This window comes from Caballeronia sp. LZ035, from assembly GCF_031451175.1.
Lineage (GTDB): Bacteria > Pseudomonadota > Gammaproteobacteria > Burkholderiales > Burkholderiaceae > Caballeronia.
In genome coordinates, this window is sequence record NZ_JARUXS010000002.1 from 618219 (window position 1) to 637254 (window position 19036).

Here is a 19036-nt window from a genome sequence, read left to right on the forward strand (position 1 = left end):
ACAGGACATGACAGCAGGCAGACTCAAGACACGCATGCGCATCGCCGCGACGGCGTTCGCGCTGGCGATGGGCGTGACGTCGTTCGCCACGGGCGCGGCGCAGGCCGCGACGATGACGATCAACATCGCGTTCAAGGGCGCGAGTCAGCGCGCGGTATGGCAGGAAGTCGTCGATGCCTTCAAGAAGGCGCATCCCGACGTCGACGTGAAGGTGTCGTTCATCGACGAGGAAGCCTACAAGGTGCAACTGCCCGGCTGGCTGTCGACGGTCGCGCCCGATATCGTCAACTGGCACAACGGTGAGCGCATGGCGTACTACGCGCGGCGCGGCCTGTTCGAAGACCTGAGCGGCGACTGGAAGAAGAACGGCTGGGACGCCATGTATGCATCGACCAAGGAATCGTCGAGCTACAACGGCAAGCAGTATGCCGCGCCCACGGTGTATTACTCGTGGGGTCTGTTCTACCGCAAGGATCTGTTTCAGAAGGCCGGCATCACGGAAGAGCCGAAGACCTGGGACCAGTTGATGGACGCGTGCAAGAAGCTGAAAGCAGCGGGCGTTACGCCGTTCGCCGTCGGCGGGCGCGATGCGTGGACGCTCGCCGGCTGGTTCGATTACCTCGATCTGCGTCTGAACGGCAACGCATTTCATCAGCAGCTGATGGCGGGCAACGTGCCCTACACCGATCCGCGCGTGAAGAAGGTTTATCTCGCGTGGAAGCAGTTGCTCGAAGATAAAGATTTCATCGACAACTCGCTGTCCTACGATCTCGATGCCGCGCAGCCCTTTCTGTTCCAGGGCAAGGCCGCGATGATGCTGATGGGCACGTTCATCACGGGCGGTTTCCCCGCGAACGTGAAGCCGGAGATGGGCTACTTCCAGTTCCCGATCATCGACCCGAAAGTGCCGACCGCCGAAGACGGCCCGGTGGAATCGCTGCACATTCCTGCGAAGGCCAAGAACAAGACCGACGCCCGCGCGTTCCTCGCCTTCGTGGAAACGCCGGAAATGGGCGCAAAACTCGCGCAAGGGCTGGGGTCGCTTTCGGCGAACAGCAAGTCGCCCGAGCCGGACGATCCCATTTCGAAGATCGGCTTCCAGATTCTGTCGAACACGAAGGGCGGCATCGCGCAGTTTTATGATCGCGACATGACCAAGGAAATGGCCGACGAAGGCATGAAGGGCATGCAGCAGTTCGTGTCCGATCCGTCGAAGCTCGACAGTGTTCTGGCCCAGCTCGAACAGACGCGCAAGCGCATCTACAAGAAGTAAGGTCGAAGGCAAGCCGGCGCGCGGCGGCGTGATGCCGCGCGCTGCCGCCGCCGCGAAGAAAGGAGAAGGAGAGCCGTCGTGCCGCATTCCGCCACACGTCAGGACGTCAACGCGCAGCCGCGCGAGCCGGGTGCGTCGCGTTCGCCGCCGCGTTCGCCGCATTCTCGAACGAAGCGGCGCGGACCCTCGCCGACGGCGCGCAGGCAACGCAAGGCAGCAATGCTGTTTCTCGCGCCCGCGTGCATCATGGTCGCCGTCTACGTCATATGGCCGATTCTTTCGTCGATCCGGCTCAGTTTCTACAACTGGGACGGCATGACGGAACCGGCCTTCGTCGGCCTGGACAATTTCATCGAACTGTTTCAGGCGCCGACCTTCTATACCGCGCTGAAGAACAACATCATCTGGCTCGCGCTGTTTCTCCTTGCGCCGCCGATGGGTCTGGCCGTCGCGCTCTATCTGAATCAGGCGGTGGCGGGCATACGCATCGTCAAGTCGCTGTTCTTTGCGCCGTTCGTGCTGTCGGGCGTGGTCGTGGGGCTGATCTTCTCGTGGTTCTACGATCCGACCTTCGGTCTGCTGGCGGTGATACTCGGACACGGCGTGCCGGTGCTCGGCGACCCGCGCTATGCGACGTTCGGCATCGTCTTCGCGGCGCTGTGGCCGCAAACGGCTTACTGCATGATCCTGTATCTGACCGGCCTGACGGCGCTCAACAGCGAGCAACTGGAAGCGGCGCGCATGGAAGGCGCGAAGGGCTGGACGATGCTCTGGCATGTCGTGTTGCCGCAATTGCGCCCCGTGACCTTCATGGCGATCGTCGTGACCGTGATCGGCGCGCTGCGCAGCTTCGATCTGATCTCGGTGATGACGGGCGGCGGTCCGTTCGAAAGCTCGACGGTGCTCGCGTATTACATGTACGACCAGGCCATCAAGTATTACCGGATCGGTTATTCGGCGTCGATTGCGGTGGTGCTGTTCGCGATCATGCTCGTGTATATCGTCTATCACTTGCGGCGCATGCTGCGCAACGAAATCTAAGGAGCGAGCATGTATCCGATGCCCGTGCAGAAGTGGAAGCCGCTCAACCGGCGTCTGTACAAACTCTCGCTTCCCATCGCGCTGCTGATCTGGCTATTGCCCATGATCGCCGTGCTGGTGACGTCGGTGCGTTCGAGCGAGGAACTCAGTCTCGGCAATTACTGGGGCTGGCCGCAGCACATCTCGCTCGTGGCCAACTATCGCGAGGCGCTCACCGCATCGCCGATGCTGCATTACTTCATGAACAGCGTGCTCATTACCGTGCCGGCGGTGCTCGGCGCGATCGCGCTCGCTGCGATGGCGGGCTTCGCGCTCGCGATCTATCGTTTTCCCGGCAACACAGCGCTGTTCGCCACGTTCGTCGCGGGCAATTTCGTGCCCATCCAGATTCTGATGATTCCGGTGCGCGATCTCTCGCTGAGCCTCGGATTGTTCAATACGGTGGGCGCGCTGATCCTGTTCCATCTATCGTTTCAGACGGGATTTTGCACGCTGTTTCTCCGCAATTTCATCAGCCAGTTGCCGTTCGAGTTGATCGAGGCGGCCCGCATTGAAGGCGCGAGCGAATGGACGGTGTTCACACGTATCGTGCTGCCGCTGATTCGTCCGGCGCTCGCGGCGCTGACGGTCCTCGTCTTCACTTTCGTCTGGAACGATTACTTCTGGGCGTTGTGTCTCACCCAAGGCGACGATGCCGCGCCGATCACGGTCGGTGTCGCGGCCTTGAAGGGACAGTGGACGACGGCGTGGAATCTCGTGTCGGCGGGTTCGATCCTGGCCGCGCTGCCGTCGGTGGCGATGTTCTTCGCGATGCAGAAGCATTTCGTCGCTGGGCTGACGTTCGGGGCGACGAAGGGGTGAGCGGGCGCAGCATCGTCAGCCTCATCCTCATCTGATTCGCTACGCTTCTCAATCGGAAGCGGTGCGACGTTCATGATGGCGGGGAATCAAGGGCATCGTCCCGATCGGGTCGGCACCTTTCCGTTCGTCTGCAGGCAGGAAGCGCAGGCGTTTGCCGACGCCCGCGATGCTTTCGTGCTAGCCGGCGACACGATCATGGGAAGCGACGTCTGGATCGGTTCCGAGGAGATGATCATGCCGGGCGTGCACATCGGTTATTGCGTGATGATCGGCAGCCAAGCGCTCGTCACGAAGCATGTCGAGCCTGACAGGATCGTCTGCGGTGACCAGGCGAAGCCGATTCGCAAACGCTTCGCAGACGATGAGAAGGCCATGCTGCTCGAGATGGCAGGGTGGGACTGCCCGCTCGAAGCGATCGTATCAGTGCGATGAAGCTGATTTGCTCGACGGAGTTCGCAGCACTGCATGCGCGCTGGCGCGCATTGTCGTTGCTCGGAGCGCGTTGCTGACGGCTGTGCTTCGGGCGGTGTACGCTGGCGCTGTCCGTTTTATTCGCCGAGTAGCGAGGGCAGACGTTGAGGTGCGTCTTTGGGCTTAGTGCTGCGAGCATTCAACGAGGATGAACGGACCTGGCCATCAACAGCCATTATCGGCCGTTCCCCACCTCTTTCGGTCCGCCATTCAGACGTCCACTACCCTCAGAAAAGCGCCATTCGCTAGCCGATGTGGGGACCCATTGGACGAGTCTTGCAGAACTCACCGATAAACTCGATCCGCCGAAAAGAGAAGGCGTTACAGCATCAAGACTTGTGCGACGTATTGTTTCAGCCAAGGTAAGGCAATCTTCCAACGCCGCTTCTCAAGCGATGACGCGCTCGCGCGGTCGTCTTCAGTCGTCCAGCGGCATACCTGCGATGAGGGCTACACCGTTGGCCACCTGCTTGCCCACGGCTTCAGCTACCTCTTGGATGCTTCGGTATCCCGTTGGCATCCAGTACAGCCAGGTATTCTCTTGCACGTTGAAGCTAGCGTCTCCAACGCTAACGATCCCCGATACCCACTCTGCACCGTCCAGAAAATTGAACACAATCCGTGCCGTGTCAGACTTGGACCGGACACCCGTGATGTGAATCGTAACTGGAACTCCATTCGGATCAATCTGAAGTCCGAGTTGAGCTGCGCGAACAGCGAAGGCAGACATCATTGCGCTGCGAATCCACGGGGTGACCAAGAAACCGTTCGCGTCGATCTTTGGGCTCTGGATGCCTTTGGCGATTTGAACTTTCGTCTGCAGATCGCCAGTGCGCTGCGCCTCGATATTTGGGACAGTGGTCATGCATCCGGACAAGAGGGTCGCTAAAGCAATCGCACTTATTGTTTTCGTTCTAAAGGTCATCGTAATAGCAGGCAATGATCGTTGACCCAATGGATAACGGCCTCGACGACAGAACCTTGAGCATCTTGTCCGAATCTCGGCTGCGGTGATCGCTCATTTGGAAATGCATCGACTTCGGCGAATAGCCGCTTCACTCAACGACCTGCCATTGAGTCTGGGGCGGCTGTAACGGCGGAAGTGCGTCAGTTCCGGGCAACCGCGTCGGCCAGTGACTGGCGAATTTGCGTTGTTCGGAGCGCTCTCGGCCTGGTTCCGGCCGCATCCCTAAGCGGCCACTCACGGATCGACGCCGAACAAAACAAAGCAGATGCCCTCCGCGATGCTGGGGGGCGGGTCACCGCACGCGGATCTGACAAACTCATTCACTCGGCACCGGGAAAACGTCGCCAACGTCGCCGCCGCGACAGGTGTCGCTTATCGTGGCTATGCGACAGACCATCCATCGATAGCGAGGGGATTGAGCGCGCAAGTGCAGTGCGGCGAGTTCGCCGGCTCGCCGTCCCGACTGTGCCCAGCATTCCTGCGCTGGCTCAGCTGACGCGCACGAACTCTCCTTCGGCGAAGAACCATGCCGACATCGTCCGTGCCAGTTCGAGCACGACCTCCGCGTCGGTCCGACCGGAGGACGCGCGCACGTGGAACGAATGATCCGCGTCGTCCACCACATGCAGCGTGGCGCGTGGGCTCAGCGTGTCGACGACAGACCTCAGCAGGTGAAGCTCGGCCAGCTTGTCGCGCGTGCCCTGCAGGAAGAGCATCGGCACCGTGACGTCCGCCAGGTGCTGTGCCCGCTCCACGCCGGGCGCGCCCGCCGGGTGCAGCGGGAACGCAACGAAAGCAAGGCCACGTACGCCGTCGAGCGGGGCGATGGCCTGGGCCTGGGACGTCATGCGGCCACCGAACGACCTGCCACCCGCGAAGAGCGGCAGCGCTGGCAGCCTCCGGCGTGCCTCTGCAACGGCTGCCTGCACGGCAGCATGTGCTACGGCCGGCGAGTCCACCCGTTTGGAGCCGCGCTCCATGTACGGAAACTGGTAGCGCAATGTGGCGACGTTGGCCGCCTGAAGCGCGTCGGCCAATGTCGACATGCCGGCGTGCTGCATGCCCGCCCCGGCGCCGTGCGCGAAGACATACACGGCTCGCGCGTCGTCCGGCACCTGGAGGAGCGCGGAGACACTAGTGCCGTCGGGCAGTGTCAGGGAAAGCGATTCTGGGTCGTCCATGGTTTCAGGTCGGGTCGTTGTGGCCTTGCGCCGATTCTGCATCAACGAGGCATCGGGAGCGTCGATGGCGGCCTCGGGCAAGGCATTGAGCAGGTAGGGTTTGCCGGCCGATCCAGGCAACGCGCGCCCTTCGTGAACGGCGCTGCGGTCGCGATGTGTCGGTAGACGGCCGCAAGCCCGACCTGTGAGCCGCAACGGATATGCGCTTTGAGACATCTGCGCAATAGCACGCGTGAGTCAGGCTTGAGCGGTGCAATGCAACGGCTTGGTCAGTAAGCCGTGAGTCAGCTCGCCGGGCAGTGGACGCGTCTTGTGCTTGAATCAAACTCTAGCCGCAGGAAACCGCACCCCGCAGATTGAGGGTATCTAAAAAAGCAGCAAGTCGACAAATCGTTGCTGCGAGCGTTGTATGTGCTCGCGCACCAGTTGCTCGGCTTCGCAGGCGTCATGGCGCCTCAGCGCGTCAATGACGGCATCATGCTCGTCCTGAACGTCGGCAGTCACGCTGGCGTGGTACATCAGCCGATATAAATGGATGTGCACGTGCAGTTTTGCCAGGACATCGCGCACGAGCATGTTTCCGGCAATGACGAGCAGGGTGTCGTGAAAGGCAGCGTCCGCCTTCGCGGAGCGGCCGTAGTGGCTTCGGGCGTCCAGGCTGGGAATTCGCGTTTCATCGGCTAGCGCGACCAGCGCCGCCAGTTGCTCGTCGTTGACGCGCTTGGCTGCCCGGGAGGCCGCTTGAGGTTCGAGAGTCAACCGCAGATCGTACAGATCGCGAAATTGCGCCTCGCTCAGTTGTGGCGCCGCACGGTATCCCAGCCGGTGCGCATGGACGACCAAGCCTTCTCCCTCCAGCCTGCCCATAGCCTCCTTGATCGGCGTCTGCGACACGCCCAGCTCGCGCGCGAGACTGTCGACCGACATTCGAGCACCCGGCGCAATGCGCAGCGAAATCAGCTGTTCGAGCAGGTTGTCGTAGACCTCCTGAGCCAACGGGAGCGGCCGCAGCAAAGGCACTGCGCCCTCAGGCTCGATATCGGCAGGAAATGAAAAACGGGGCGCCATCTTGGTCGTTTGTAGGCGGAGTGAGATCCGATTTCCGATTTTATCTTACCTGCAAGCTGTCCGAGCACTATTGCCTGGCTGCTGAGGATATGCGGTCACTTTCCGCCTTGACTTCCCGCTCACAGCCCGCCTAGAATCAAATATCCGATCGGATATCGGAAATCAGATTGTGAGTGAGTTTTAACATCAGGAGACAGAATGTCTGTTATCACGCGTATCGAAATCATGAACGTCGATCTGAAGGCCAAGGTGGCCCGGAGCGACGCCATTCAATCGTTCACCAAGCAGGAAACCCCCATTGTCCGGATTCATACGGACGATGGCCTGGACGGAACCGGCTATGCCTATACCATCGGCAACGGAGCGAGCGCGGTCCTGGCGTTGATCCGCGACTGCATGGCGCCGTGGCTGATCGGCCGCGACTCACAGCACATCGAGGAAAACTGGAAGAGCCTGTTTCTGCTGGTGCACGCCAACGCTGTCGGCCCGACGGCCAGTCTGGCGCTGGCCGCGCTGGATACGGCACTCTGGGATCTGCGCTGCAAGCGTGCGAGCCTGCCGTTGCATGTGATGGCAGGCGGCGCGCAGCAGAAGGTGCCCGTCTACAACACGGAAGGAGGCTGGCTCAATTTCACCCCGGACGAACTGGTCGCGCATGCCGCGCAGGCACGCGAGGCCGGCTTCCGCGGTTTCAAGGTCAAGGTCGGACGCCCGCATGTAGCCGAAGACGTGCAGCGTTTGCGCGTGGTGCGCGAAGCGCTGGGCCAGGACATGGAACTCATGGTCGACGCGAATCAGTGCTTCGATGTCCCTGAGGCGATCCGGCGCGCACGTCACTTCGAAGAACTGGACCTCGCGTGGTTTGAAGAGCCCATGCCCGCGGAAGATTTGAACGGTCACATCCGGTTATCGGCGTCCACGTCGATGCCGATCGCGATCGGAGAGTCGCTTTACCATCCGAGCCACTTCCGGGAATACCTGCAGCGCGACGCGTGCTCGATCGTGCAGGTGGACGTAGCGCGTATCGGTGGGATCACGCCATGGCTGAAGGTCGCGCACCTGGCCGAAACATTCAACGTTCCGGTCTGTCCTCACTACCTCATGGAGTTGCATGTCGCGCTGTGCGCCGCCGTGCCGAACGCGACGTGGGTCGAATACATTCCGCAACTCGACGACATCACGCATTCGCGTATCGAGATCGTGGAAGGCTATGCCACGCCATCGGCCACGCCGGGTAATGGCATCGACTGGAACTGGACAGCCATCGAGCGCATGCGTGACGCCCATGTCGTGATTGACGGTCGATAGAACCGCGAGGCTGTAGTTCCCCGCGGCGCGCGGCTCATCGGCGCGCCGACCGGACACCCATATCGGAGACAAAACATGACTGCTTCCGCGACGATCGACGCCGCGCCCCCGAGTGTGGCCGACCGGCTACGGCAAGCCACGTACCGCAAGGTATCGTGGCGCATCGTGCCGCTCCTGATGTTGTGCTACACCGCTTCTTACCTCGACCGCGTGAACATCGGGTTCGCGAAATTGCAGATGTCGAGCGATCTCGGCTTCAGCGACGCCGTATTCGGCCTGGGCGCCGGCATCTTCTTCATCGGCTATGTGCTGTTCGAAGTGCCGAGCAACTTGCTGCTGGCGCGCGTCGGCGCGAAGGTCTGGATCGCGCGGATCATGATTACGTGGGGGCTCATCTCGGGATGTTTCGTCTTCGTGCAGACGCCCACGTCCTTCTACATTCTGCGATTCCTGCTGGGAATGGCCGAAGCCGGCTTCTACCCGGGCGTCATTCTTTACCTGACCTACTGGTACCCGGCCAACCGGCGCGCCCGCATCATCGCCACCTTCACTGCGGCCATTGCGCTGGCGGGAGTGCTCGGCGGACCGCTTTCGGGCTGGCTGCTGGAAGGCCTTCACGGCGCGTGGGGTTGGGCCGGCTGGAAATGGCTATTCCTGGTGGAAGCGTTGCCCTCCGTCATCATGGGCGTGGTCGTGCTCGCCGCACTGGATGACCGCCCGGAAAAGGCCAAGTGGCTCAATGCCGACGAACGGCGACTGCTGCATCACGATATCGAGCAGGATCGCGAAGGCAAGATCGAACACGCGTCGGTCGGCACGCTTCTGACCGACCCGCGTATCTGGCGGCTCAGCGCAATCTACCTTTCCTACACGATGGGGCTGTATGGCCTGGCATTCTGGATGCCGACGCTCGTCCGGGCATCCGGCGTCACGTCCGCGTGGCAAGTGGGCCTGATCACTGCGTTGCCTTATGCGTGTGCCGTCGTGTCGATGCTCACGTTCGGCACAGTGGCGGACCGTTCAGGACGCACGCGCGGTTGTGTGGCACTGGCCCTGGCATTGGGTGCGGTCGGATTGGCCGGCTCGGTTCCGGCGGCGCATCAGGCCGTACCGCTGGTCATCCTGCTGTGCGTCGCAGCCTGCGGCATTCTCTCTGCGCCTCCCGTGTTCTGGAAGCTTCCCACCGGCATGCTGTCGGGTATGTCTGCTGCAGCGGGCATCGCGCTGATCAATGCGATCGGCAACATTGGCGGCTTTGTCAGCCCTTATCTGCTCGGCTGGCTCAGCAGCGTCACCCACAGCACTGCGGCGGGCATGTACTGCCTTGCGGCCGTCATGGCCCTCGGCGCGCTGTGCGCGCTCGGCACGAAAACACGCCAGACCCTCGGCAGGTAAAGAGCGTGACGAAGCGGGTCGCGCGCGCCGGCGGGCCGACCCATGCCGAAGCAAAGCTGTCGAACAAGACTCGGAATGCATGGCTTCTCTGCAAGCTATCCCGGCGCGGACGTCGCCAATCAATGACGCGGCGCGTTTGTGCGCGCCGCGTATCGCGTTGCCTCGCTTAGCCTGTCGTATCGAAGAAGGGCGCCAGCCTGTCGCGTGAACGCGCGATGTGCTTCTTCATTGCGGCGGCCGCCTTGTCTGGATTCCCGTTGACGAGCGCATCGACGATGGCCGCATGTTCCTTGATCGCTTCCTCGGTCACGTGCGAGTGGAAACGTAGCCGGAACAAATGCATGTGCGCGTGGAGGCGGCCCAGCGTATCCGCCGCGAGATCGTTGTCTCCGTGATCGGCAATCCACGAGTGGAAGTCGGCGTCGTGCCGCGCGAACTTGCCGTAGGCGACTTTCGCGTCATCGCTGAAAGGTGCCGCCATTCGGTCCGCTTGGGCCGTGAGTTCCTGACGCTGGACATCCGTCAGCCGGGTCGCGGCTCGTGCGGCCATGTACGGCTCGAGCAACGTCCTCAGATCGTAGATCTCTTCGAAACGTTGGCGGGTTGGCATCGCCGCCGCGCTATAGCCCACGTTGTGCGTCTTGACGACCAGCCCCTCGGATTCCAGCCGAATCAGGGCGGCGCGTATCGGTGTCTGCGACACGCTCAGGTCTCGCACCAGTGCGTCAACCGAGATCCGGCTGCCCGGCGCAATCTTGAGCGAAATGAGCTGGGACAACAGCGTGTCATACACGCGGTCTCCCAGCGAGGGAAGACGAGCCAGGTCGACGGACGTCTCAGTCAAAGGCAATGGGCTGGAACTCACGACGAAATCCCCAAAAAGATTCTTGACGCCATCATACCGCCCGATTAGCATAAATCAAATCGGATATCCGATCGGATCGGATTAAGTTGAGAGAAGGAGGAGACTTGAAAGCGCTTGAATTTGACGAAGCATCCGCTGCATGCATCCAGGCATTGGAACTTGCGGGCGTTCCCACGGAAAACGCCCGAATCCAGACGGATCTGTTTCTTGAGGCAGAGTTGCGAGGTCGTCCCTCGCACGGCGTTCAACGGCTTCCGCGGGTCGTTGAACGGATCCGTAACGGTGTTGCGGACCCTGCGGCAACGGGCAGGGGCACATGGCGGGGCGACAGTTTTCTGGATGTCGATGGACAGCGCGGCCTGGGGCCGGTCGTCGCGTTCGCCGCGCTGGCTCAGATCGCTGCGCGAGCGAAAACCACGGGCATTGCCGTGGCCGCCATTCGCAATTGCAACCACATCGGCATGCTTGCGCTGTATGCGGAACGCATCGCGCAGAAAGGGCAAATCCTCATCGCGCTGACCACGAGCGAAGCCCTCGTGCATCCGTGGGGCGGACGCCGTGCGATGGTCGGAACGAATCCGGTCGCCATCGGCGTCCCGGCGCAGCCACGGCCTTTCGTGCTCGATATGGCGACCAGCCTCGTGTCGATGGGTCAGATCCATGACCATGCGAACCGCCGCGCGCCACTCGTGCCTGGCTGGGCGCTGGACGCAAACGGTGACCCGACGACTGACGCCGCCGCCGCGCGCGACGGTGCGATCGCGCCGTTTGGCGGCCCCAAGGGCTATGCGCTCGGTCTGGCGCTCGAGGTGCTGGTCGCCAGTCTGACCGACTCGGCAATCGGGCGTGACGTGCGGGGCACGCTCGACGCCACACAGATCTGCAACAAGGGCGACGTGTTCATCGTGCTCGAACCCGCGGGCAGCGCCGCCGGCGTGAGTGTCAGTGCCTATCTCGACGCTATCCGCGCGTGTGAACCGGCAGATCCGGGCCGGCCAGTCGTCGTGCCTGGTGATCGCGCGCAGGTTGCCCGCGAACGAAGTCTTGCCGCTGGGCTGTCGATCCCGGATGGGGTATGGCAGGACATCGTCGAACTCGCGAACCCATCAACCACTATCAGCCAGGCTAACCATGAATAATTTCTTTGGCATTACCCGCTCGCCGAACAGCATCATTTTCGGGGAAGGTCAGCGTCGCGCGCTCGGCGGTGTCGCGGCACGTATCGGCCAACGCGCGTTGGTTTGCACCGACAGACGTCTTTCCGAATCGGACGTGATGCAGGAACTTGTCGGCGATCTGCGTGCGAAAGGACTCGCGGTACAGGTCTTCGACGGCACACAGGCGGAGTTGCCGTCCGACGGCATCGATGAGTGCGTGGCCGCATATCGCGATTTCGCTCCTGATGTCGTGATTGGAATTGGCGGCGGCAGCTGCCTCGACATGGCGAAACTGGTGGCATTGGCGCTTTCCCACGGCATGCCTCTGGATCGTTTCTATGGCGAGCTGAAAGTACCCGGCCCGACCTTGCCCGTCATTGCAGTTCCGACGACCGCAGGCACAGGCTCCGAGGTCACGCCCGTTGCAGTGCTGGCCGACAGCGCGCGGGATCTCAAGGTCGGCATCTCGTCGCCCTACCTGATTCCGCACACGGCCATCTGCGATCCTGAACTCACCATCACGTGCCCCCCAGGACTGACGGCGCTATCCGGCGCCGATGCGCTCACCCATGCGATCGAGGCCTACACCGCGGTGCGCAACGCGCCCGACGCGGCACTCTCGCAGCAGCGCGTATTCGTCGGCAAGAACCTGCTGAGCGATCAGCACGCACTCGCGGCAATCAAGGCGATTTTCAACTACTTGCCACGAGCGGTCGAGAACGGTGCCGACCGCGAAGCCCGCAGCATGGTGATGTTCGGCTCACTCGCCGCCGGCCTTGCATTCGGCACGGCCGGCACCGCTGCGGCTCATGCAATCCAGTACCCGGTCGGGGCGTTGACGCACACGGCGCACGGCCTGGGTGTCGCGACGCTGCTTCCGTATGTGATGCGATTCAACGCCGACGCTTGCGCGGCTGACTTCGCCCAGATCGCAGGCGCGATAGGCGGCTCCACGCAGGATCCTGCAGACGCAACCGAGTACGTCATCCGGCGTACGCGAGAACTCTTCGCGAGCATCGGCATTCCGCATACGTTGGCCGACCTCGGCGTGCCGGCCGATCGCCTGGCCTGGATCACTGAACAGTCGATGCTCGCCGCACGGCTGATCAACAACAGCCCGAAGCCGCTTACCGCGGCGGCAGTCGGGTCGTTGGTGGAAGCCGCCTACACCGGTCGCGACTCGTTCAACTACGCATAACCTCAATTCTGGAAAATATCATGGCCGAAGCGCAAAACATCAGCATGACCCATTTGTTCATTGGTGGCGAATGGCAACAAGCGTCGTCTGACAGTCTGATCGATGTCGTCAATCCGTCGACAGAAGAGATCATTGGTCGCGTGGCCAACGCCACCACGGCCGATGCGCAACGCGCCGTGGAGGCAGCGGCTGCGGCAGCGCCCGCGTGGGCAGCGACACCGCCGCGAAAGCGCAGTGAAATCCTCCGGCGATGCTACGAATTGATGGTACGTGACAGCGAAAAGATCGCCGAACTGATCTCGCTTGAAAACGGAAAATCGCTGAACGATGCCCGTGGCGAGACCGCCTATGCCGCGGAATTTTTCCGCTGGTTTGCCGAAGAGGCCGTGCGTATCAACGGCGACATCAGTCGCTCGCCGAGCGGGCTTGCGCGCACGATCGTCCAGTACGAGCCGATCGGCATTTCGCTGCTCGTCACGCCGTGGAATTTCCCCGCAGCGATGGCCACGCGCAAAATCGCTCCGGCGCTCGCGGCGGGGTGCACCTGCATTCTGAAGCCGGCGACGGACACGCCTCTGACGGCCTATTTCGTGGCTCGTCTGCTTGCGGAGGCCGGGGTTCCTGCCGGGGTGGTCAATGTCATCACTACCTCGACGGCTGGCAAAGTCAGCAATGCGATTCTCGATGATTCGCGAGTGCGCAAGCTGTCTTTTACCGGATCGACCGAAGTAGGGCGCGTGCTGCTGCGCAAGGCCGCTGACTCCGTGATCAACTGCTCGATGGAACTCGGTGGAAACGCGCCCTTCCTGGTGTTTGACGATGCAGACATCGAGCTTGCCATTGAAGGTGCGATGGTGGCCAAAATGCGCAACGGAGGTGAAGCATGCACGGCTGCCAACAGGTTCTATGTTCAGCGAGGCATTGCTCCTGAATTTTCAAGGCGACTCGCTGAGAGAATGGGCGCGTTGGTCGTCGATGATGGCGTGAATCCTGGCACTCAGTGCGGTCCGCTCGTCAACGCCGGCGCAGTGGACAAGGTTGCATCGCTCGTCGACGATGCCCGAAAAAAGGGTGCACGCATCCTGGTCGGCGGTGAACGTGTGAAGCGGAAGGGGCACTTCTATCAGCCCACGGTGCTGGTGGACGTATCGCCGGACGCCGACCTGCTGAAGGAGGAAATCTTCGGCCCGGTCGCGCCGATCGTCGTTTTCGATCACGAAGACGAGGCGATCGCACAGGCCAACGATACCGAATACGGGTTGATCGCATACATGTTCACGCGCGACCTCGCGCGAGGCCTGCGCATTTCCGAGCGTCTGGAAAGCGGGATGATCGGTCTGAATCGAGGGGTGGTCTCCGATCCGGCCGCGCCGTTCGGCGGCGTCAAGCAAAGCGGGCTCGGGCGCGAAGGCGCACATCATGGCATCCTTGAATTTCTTGAAGCCAAGTACATCTCCACAAACTGGTGATGAAAGTCAGGCCGGACTTCCGCTGTCGGGGATGTCCGACCTGGCCGTTCGCCATCGGGTGGGCGCTCATCCCGCACAGATGATTTGATTGGCCGCGTGGCGTAGGGTACGCGTGGTTTCATTGGTACGCTCGAGACGTTTATCCCTCGAGCATGAGTCACGACTGGCTCGCTTGCCAACGTCGTGGCGACAGCTCCAATGCTCACGCGACTGGAAAGCGTGTGGTGGCATGAAGGCGATCTTTACGCCAGCGACGTCAAAGGCGCGAATGCGCACCTGCGCGCGGCGACGGCGCGTTACGCCATCGCTTTCCATAACCCGCTACCTTGCATGTGCGCGTCAGGCTCACGCTGCCGTGGTCGACGACGGTCGAGGCGCTCGAGTCTTGTCACGCCGGCGTGGATGAAGTGTTGGCCCAGATTGCAGCGTTCACCCACGCGCGATTGCATGCGCGCCTGAGTTGAGAAATCGAAGCGTGCGAACGCACGGCCTCATGCTCCTTCAACCGTTGCAACCCCCTTCCGCGTGGAGAGCCAGGTTGACAGGCGGTCGAACCAGAGATGCACGACGGGCGTCGTGAAGAGCGTGAGCATCTGCGAGACGATCAATCCGCCTACGATGGAAATGCCCAGCGGCACGCGCAGTTCCGCGCCCGCGCCATGACCGAGCGCAAGCGGCAGCGCGCCGAACAGGGCGGCGAGGGTCGTCATCATGATGGGGCGAAACCGGAGCACGCAGGCCTGGCGAATGGCGTCGCGCGGTGACAGCCCGTGCTCTCGTTCCGCGACGAGCGCGAAGTCGATCATCATGATGGCGTTTTTCTTCACGATGCCGATCAGCAGAATGACACCGATCATTCCCATGATCGACAGGTCCTGCCCGCACAGCATCAGCGCGAGCAGGGCGCCGACACCCGCCGATGGCAGCGTCGATATGATGGTGAGCGGATGAATGGCGCTCTCGTACAGAATGCCGAGCACGAGATAGACCGCGATCAACGCGGCCGCAATCAGATACGGCTCCGACGCGAGCGATGCCTGAAACGCCTGCGCCGTGCCCTGGAAACTCGTCGTGATCGCATCGGGTTTGTGAATGGCCTTCTCGGCTCGATGGATCGCATTCACCGCGTTGCCGAGCGATTCGCCCGATGCGAGATTGAACGAGATCGTCACTGAGGGGAACAGGCCCTGATGATTGATCGAGATCGGCGAAACCGTGTTCTCGATGCGCGCCAGCGTGCTCAGCGGGACGAGCTGGCCGGTGAGGGTAGAGCGCACGTAGAGATGCGCGAGCGCATCCGTCGTCAATTGAAAACGCGGATCGACTTCTTCAATCACGTGATATTGATTCAACTGCGTGAACAGCGTGGCGACCTGACGCTGGCCAAAGGCGTCGTAAAGCGTGTCGTCGATGGCCTGCGCCGTGATGCCGAAACGCGATGCGGTGTTGCGGTCGATCACGAGCGTCGCGCTCGTCGCGGAAGCCTGCTGGTCCGAAGTCACATCGGTCAGTTCGGGCAGTGTGCCGAGTGTCTTCGTCAACACCTGTGCCCAGTGATTCAACTGGGCGATATCGGGGCTTTGCAGCGTGTATTGATACTGCGCCGCGCTGATGCGTCCGCCAACCTGTATATCCTGCCGGACCTGCATCGACAATGAAATTCCCGTCACGTTGGCGACCTGCGGCTTCAGACGCGCGAGCACCTCGCCCGCGCTAGCCGAGCGCGCGCCGAAGGGCTTCAGATTGATCATCATGCGGCCCTGGCTCACGGTCGGATTCGGCCCGATCCAGTAATACACGTTGTCCACGGCGGGATCGCTCTCGACGATCTTGCCGAGTTGCTGCATCTTCGCGGACATCGAGCGTGGCGAGACATCGGGTGCGGCCTGTGCGATCCCCATGATGAGACCGGAATCCGCCTGCGGAAAAAAGCCTTTGGGAATCGCGACGAACAGACATCCGGTTGCTACGATGGTCGCAACGGTCACGGCGAGTATGATCTTCTGATGCCGCAGCACGCGATCCAGTCCGCGCTCATACGCCCGCTCCATCGTGACGAAGCCTCGCTCCAGCCAGCGCTCGACGCCCGCAAGCCGCCCGCGATCGCTGCCGGGCGCGGTAATGAGCCAGCCGCACAGCATCGGCGTGATGGTCAGAGAGACGATCGCCGACATGACAATGGCCGCGCTCACTGTCACCGCGAACTCCCGGAACAGTCGACCGACAATGCCGCCCATCAGCAGAATCGGAATGAAGACGGCGATCAGGGAGATCGTCATCGAAATGATGGTGAAGCGCACTTCGCGTGCGCCAAGCAGCGCGGCGCGCATCTTCGGGACGCCTTCCTCGATATGCCGCATGACGTTCTCGATCACGACGATGGCGTCGTCCACCACGAAGCCCACCGCGATGGTGAGGCCCATCAGCGAAAGATTGTCGAGGCTATAGCCGAGCACATACATCACGCCGAACGTCGCGACCAGCGACAGCGGAATCGTCAGACTCGGAATGACCGTGGCCCATACGTTGCGCAGGAACGAGAAGATCACCATGACGACGAGCGCAATGGTCAGCATCAGCGTGAATTGCACGTCGCGCACGGACGCGTCGATGGTCTGCGTGCGGTCGCCCACGACATGCAGGATCGCCGCCGCAGGCAGCGACGCCTGCAAGGCGGGGATCTTCGCCTTGATCGTGGCGATGGTCTGCACCACGTTGTAGCCCGGTTGCTTGTGAACATCGAGAACAATGGCGCGGTCGTGCTGAAGCCACGCGGCCTGCAAGGTATCCTCGGGCGCGTCCACCACCGTGCCCAGGTCCTGCACGCGCACGGGTGCGCCGTTCTTGTACGCGACCACGAGATCGCGATACGCATCGGGCGTCGTGATCTGGTCCGTCGCGTTGAAGATGACGGAGCGGTCCGGCCCGTTGAGACTGCCTTTCGGCGCGTTGACGGTCTGCACGCCGACAATGGAGCGCACGTCTTCGAGCGTCAGGCCGCGCGCCGTGAGCTTGTCCGGATCGAGCCGGATGCGCACGGCAGGGCGCTGCTGCCCGTGGAAGTCGACGAGACCGACGCCCGGCATCTGCGAAATCTGCTGGGCGATCATGTTTTCCGCGTAGTCGTCGAGCTGCGTCAGCGTGAGCGATGACGAAGTGAGCGCAAGCGAGAGAATCGTGAAGTCGGCGGGATTCACTTTCTCGTAGGTGGGCGGGTTCGGCAGGTTCTTCGGCAACTGGCCGCCCGCCGCATTGATCGCCGTCTGCACATCTTGCGCCGCGCCGTTGATATCGAGCGACAGGTCGAACTGCACTGCGATACTCGTCGTGCCGAGCGAACTCGACGAGGTCATCTGCGTGATCCCCGCGATGTTCGTCAATTGCCGTTCGATGGGCGTCGCAACCGACGTCGCCATCGTTTCCGCGCTTGCGCCGGGCAGCTTGGCGACGATCTGGATCGTCGGGAAATCGACTTGCGGCAGCGGCGCGACCGGCAGCAGAAAGTACGCGACCGCACCCGCGAGCAATACGGCAATCGCAAGAAACGTGGTTGCAATACGCCGTTCGATGAAACGTTCGATCAAACTCACGAGCCACCTCCAGGCGCTTCCGCTGTCGCCGGCACGATGCTCGCCATCACGCGCGTGCCTGGATTCAGGCGGCTCTGGCCGTCGAACACGATCAGTTCCGTCGGACCGACGCCGCTCGTCACTTCGGTCATGCCGTCGACTACGGCGCCTGTCTTGACGGGCTTGAGCTGCACGGTTCCATCCGGCGACACGACGAACACCTGCGCGCCATTCTGCGTATTCACGATTGCCCGGCTCGGCAGCGCGATACGCGCGCGGTCCGTGCGCGTCAGCACGCTTGCATTGACCAGTTCACCGGGCCACAGCGTGCGGTCCTGGTTCGCGAACGACGCTTTCAGCCGGATCTGCCCGGTCGTTGGATCGACCGCGCTATCGATGAACACAAGCTTGCCGTCCGCGAGCGCCTCGCTGCCCGAACGCGTCGTCACGTGCACGGGCAAGGGCGCGCGCTTCTGATTCGCCAGCACCTCGGCGAGCACGTCTTGCGGCACGGAAAAGACAACCGTGATCGGTTCCATCTGCGTGACGGTGACGATGCCGGTCGTATCCGACGGATGCACGATTGCACCGATATCCGCGCTACGCATGCCGACGCGGCCATCGAAGGGCGCATGCAGCGTCGTGAAGCCGAGTTGCAACTGGTCGTTCTGCACTGCTGCTGCATCCGCCGCGACCATCGCCGCGTAGGACGCGACCTGCGCGCTGGCCGTGTCCACGCTTTGCGTCGTCGCCGCGCCGATGCCCACGAGCTTTTGATAACGCGCGAGATCGAGCCGCGCATTGTCGAGACTCGCCTGATCTTTGCGTTGCGCGGCTTGGGCCTGCTGCCATTGCGCGTGCAAAGGACCTTGATCCAGTTGCGCGAGCACCTGTCCCGCCTTCACGTCCTGTCCTTCCGTGAAAGCAATGCGTTGCAGCTGACCGTCGACGCGGACTTTGACATCGACCGTATTCAAGGCAAGCACGGAGCCAGTTGCGCTGACGCGGATGGGAAAGTCCTGCGTCACTGCATGACCCGCATTCACCGGCACGCTTGCGGCAACGGGCGTGACAGCATGCTTCGGCCAGAACCACCCGCCGATGAGCGCCGCCGTGACGATCGACGCGGCCAGCACGGCGTGAAAGCGCCGTTTGTCACGCGGAAGATTTCCGCGCGGAATATCGTCGATTTTCATATGCGATGGATTGAACG

14 protein-coding genes and 1 pseudogene are annotated in these 19036 nt (G+C 62.1%); 9 read left to right on the top strand and 6 right to left on the bottom strand.

Annotated elements, in window-relative coordinates; translation table 11 throughout:
* Nucleotides 1-7 precede the first annotated feature (7 nt).
* From QCE88_RS18355 to QCE88_RS18370, 4 genes and pseudogenes are all read left to right on the top strand, one after another.
* The gene (locus tag QCE88_RS18355; protein ID WP_309904697.1) at nt 8-1273 is read left to right on the top strand and encodes an extracellular solute-binding protein; all 1266 of its coding nucleotides are present in this window, start codon (nt 8-10) and stop codon (nt 1271-1273) included.
* Between the two features lie 78 nt (nt 1274-1351).
* A complete protein-coding gene (locus QCE88_RS18360) occupies nt 1352-2314 on the top strand; it encodes a sugar ABC transporter permease (protein WP_309904699.1) in 963 nt (320 codons plus the stop codon).
* A gap of 9 nt (nt 2315-2323) precedes the next feature.
* Nucleotides 2324-3175, top strand: a complete 852-nt coding sequence (locus QCE88_RS18365; RefSeq protein WP_309813051.1) for a carbohydrate ABC transporter permease — start codon at nt 2324-2326, stop codon at nt 3173-3175.
* A 48-nt stretch (nt 3176-3223) separates the two neighbouring features.
* Nucleotides 3224-3684 (top strand): annotated as a pseudogene (locus QCE88_RS18370) (type B chloramphenicol O-acetyltransferase); the annotation flags it as partial.
* Between the two features lie 380 nt (nt 3685-4064).
* On the opposite strand, the gene QCE88_RS18375 reads toward QCE88_RS18370, so the two are convergent.
* From QCE88_RS18375 to QCE88_RS18385, 3 genes are all read right to left on the bottom strand, one after another.
* Nucleotides 4065-4511 (bottom strand): hypothetical protein, encoded by a 447-nt coding sequence (locus QCE88_RS18375; protein ID WP_309904703.1) that lies wholly within the window; start codon nt 4509-4511, stop codon nt 4065-4067.
* A 590-nt stretch (nt 4512-5101) separates the two neighbouring features.
* Nucleotides 5102-5794: an alpha/beta family hydrolase gene (locus QCE88_RS18380; protein WP_309906500.1), complete on the bottom strand. Its 693-nt coding sequence runs from the start codon at nt 5792-5794 to the stop codon at nt 5102-5104.
* A 366-nt stretch (nt 5795-6160) separates the two neighbouring features.
* Nucleotides 6161-6862, bottom strand: a complete 702-nt coding sequence (locus tag QCE88_RS18385) for a GntR family transcriptional regulator (RefSeq protein WP_309904705.1) — start codon at nt 6860-6862, stop codon at nt 6161-6163.
* A 198-nt stretch (nt 6863-7060) separates the two neighbouring features.
* On the opposite strand from QCE88_RS18385, the gene QCE88_RS18390 reads away from it, so the two are divergent.
* Nucleotides 7061-8170, top strand: coding sequence for a mandelate racemase/muconate lactonizing enzyme family protein (locus QCE88_RS18390; protein WP_309904707.1), 1110 nt, complete (start codon nt 7061-7063; stop codon nt 8168-8170).
* A gap of 75 nt (nt 8171-8245) precedes the next feature.
* Complete coding sequence (locus tag QCE88_RS18395; protein WP_309904709.1) at nt 8246-9565, top strand: MFS transporter; 1320 nt, start codon at nt 8246-8248, stop codon at nt 9563-9565.
* 166 nt (nt 9566-9731) lie between these two features.
* Here QCE88_RS18395 and QCE88_RS18400 read toward each other — a convergent pair whose 3' ends face one another.
* Nucleotides 9732-10358, bottom strand: a complete 627-nt coding sequence (locus QCE88_RS18400; protein ID WP_309904711.1) for a GntR family transcriptional regulator — start codon at nt 10356-10358, stop codon at nt 9732-9734.
* Nucleotides 10359-10534: 176 nt separating this feature from the next.
* Here QCE88_RS18400 and QCE88_RS18405 point away from each other — a divergent pair, with 176 nt between their 5' ends.
* From QCE88_RS18405 to QCE88_RS18415, 3 genes are read left to right on the top strand one after another with little or no spacing between them, the layout of a single operon-like run.
* A complete protein-coding gene (locus QCE88_RS18405; RefSeq protein ID WP_309904714.1) occupies nt 10535-11569 on the top strand; it encodes an Ldh family oxidoreductase in 1035 nt (344 codons plus the stop codon).
* Nucleotides 11499-12785, top strand: a complete 1287-nt coding sequence (locus QCE88_RS18410; protein WP_309904716.1) for an iron-containing alcohol dehydrogenase — start codon at nt 11499-11501, stop codon at nt 12783-12785. The genes QCE88_RS18405 and QCE88_RS18410 overlap by 71 nt, the downstream gene beginning before the upstream one ends.
* 20 nt (nt 12786-12805) lie before the next feature.
* The gene (locus tag QCE88_RS18415; RefSeq protein WP_309904718.1) at nt 12806-14254 is read left to right on the top strand and encodes an NAD-dependent succinate-semialdehyde dehydrogenase; all 1449 of its coding nucleotides are present in this window, start codon (nt 12806-12808) and stop codon (nt 14252-14254) included.
* 491 nt (nt 14255-14745) lie between these two features.
* On the opposite strand, the gene QCE88_RS18420 is transcribed toward QCE88_RS18415, so the two are convergent.
* Together QCE88_RS18420 and QCE88_RS18425 are read right to left on the bottom strand one after the other, a co-directional pair.
* Nucleotides 14746-17844, bottom strand: a complete 3099-nt coding sequence (locus tag QCE88_RS18420; protein WP_309904720.1) for an efflux RND transporter permease subunit — start codon at nt 17842-17844, stop codon at nt 14746-14748.
* A complete protein-coding gene (locus QCE88_RS18425; RefSeq protein WP_309904722.1) occupies nt 17841-19019 on the bottom strand; it encodes an efflux RND transporter periplasmic adaptor subunit in 1179 nt (392 codons plus the stop codon). The genes QCE88_RS18420 and QCE88_RS18425 overlap by 4 nt, the downstream gene beginning before the upstream one ends.
* Nucleotides 19020-19036: the final 17 nt, after the last annotated feature.

Bases quoted from the DNA above. Each gene is read 5' to 3' on its own strand.
- QCE88_RS18395 (WP_309904709.1), top strand. From the start codon at position 8,246: ATGACTGCTTCCGCGACGATCGACGCCGCGCCCCCGAGTGTGGCCGAC.
- QCE88_RS18385 (WP_309904705.1), bottom strand. From the start codon at position 6,862: ATGGCGCCCCGTTTTTCATTTCCTGCCGATATCGAGCCTGAGGGCGCA.
- QCE88_RS18425 (WP_309904722.1), bottom strand. From the start codon at position 19,019: ATGAAAATCGACGATATTCCGCGCGGAAATCTTCCGCGTGACAAACGG.
- QCE88_RS18380 (WP_309906500.1), bottom strand. From the start codon at position 5,794: ATGGACGACCCAGAATCGCTTTCCCTGACACTGCCCGACGGCACTAGT.
- QCE88_RS18410 (WP_309904716.1), top strand. From the start codon at position 11,499: ATGGGGTATGGCAGGACATCGTCGAACTCGCGAACCCATCAACCACTA.
- QCE88_RS18390 (WP_309904707.1), top strand. From the start codon at position 7,061: ATGTCTGTTATCACGCGTATCGAAATCATGAACGTCGATCTGAAGGCC.
- QCE88_RS18375 (WP_309904703.1), bottom strand. From the start codon at position 4,511: ATGACCACTGTCCCAAATATCGAGGCGCAGCGCACTGGCGATCTGCAG.
- QCE88_RS18365 (WP_309813051.1), top strand. From the start codon at position 2,324: ATGTATCCGATGCCCGTGCAGAAGTGGAAGCCGCTCAACCGGCGTCTG.
- QCE88_RS18355 (WP_309904697.1), top strand. From the start codon at position 8: ATGACAGCAGGCAGACTCAAGACACGCATGCGCATCGCCGCGACGGCG.
- QCE88_RS18415 (WP_309904718.1), top strand. From the start codon at position 12,806: ATGGCCGAAGCGCAAAACATCAGCATGACCCATTTGTTCATTGGTGGC.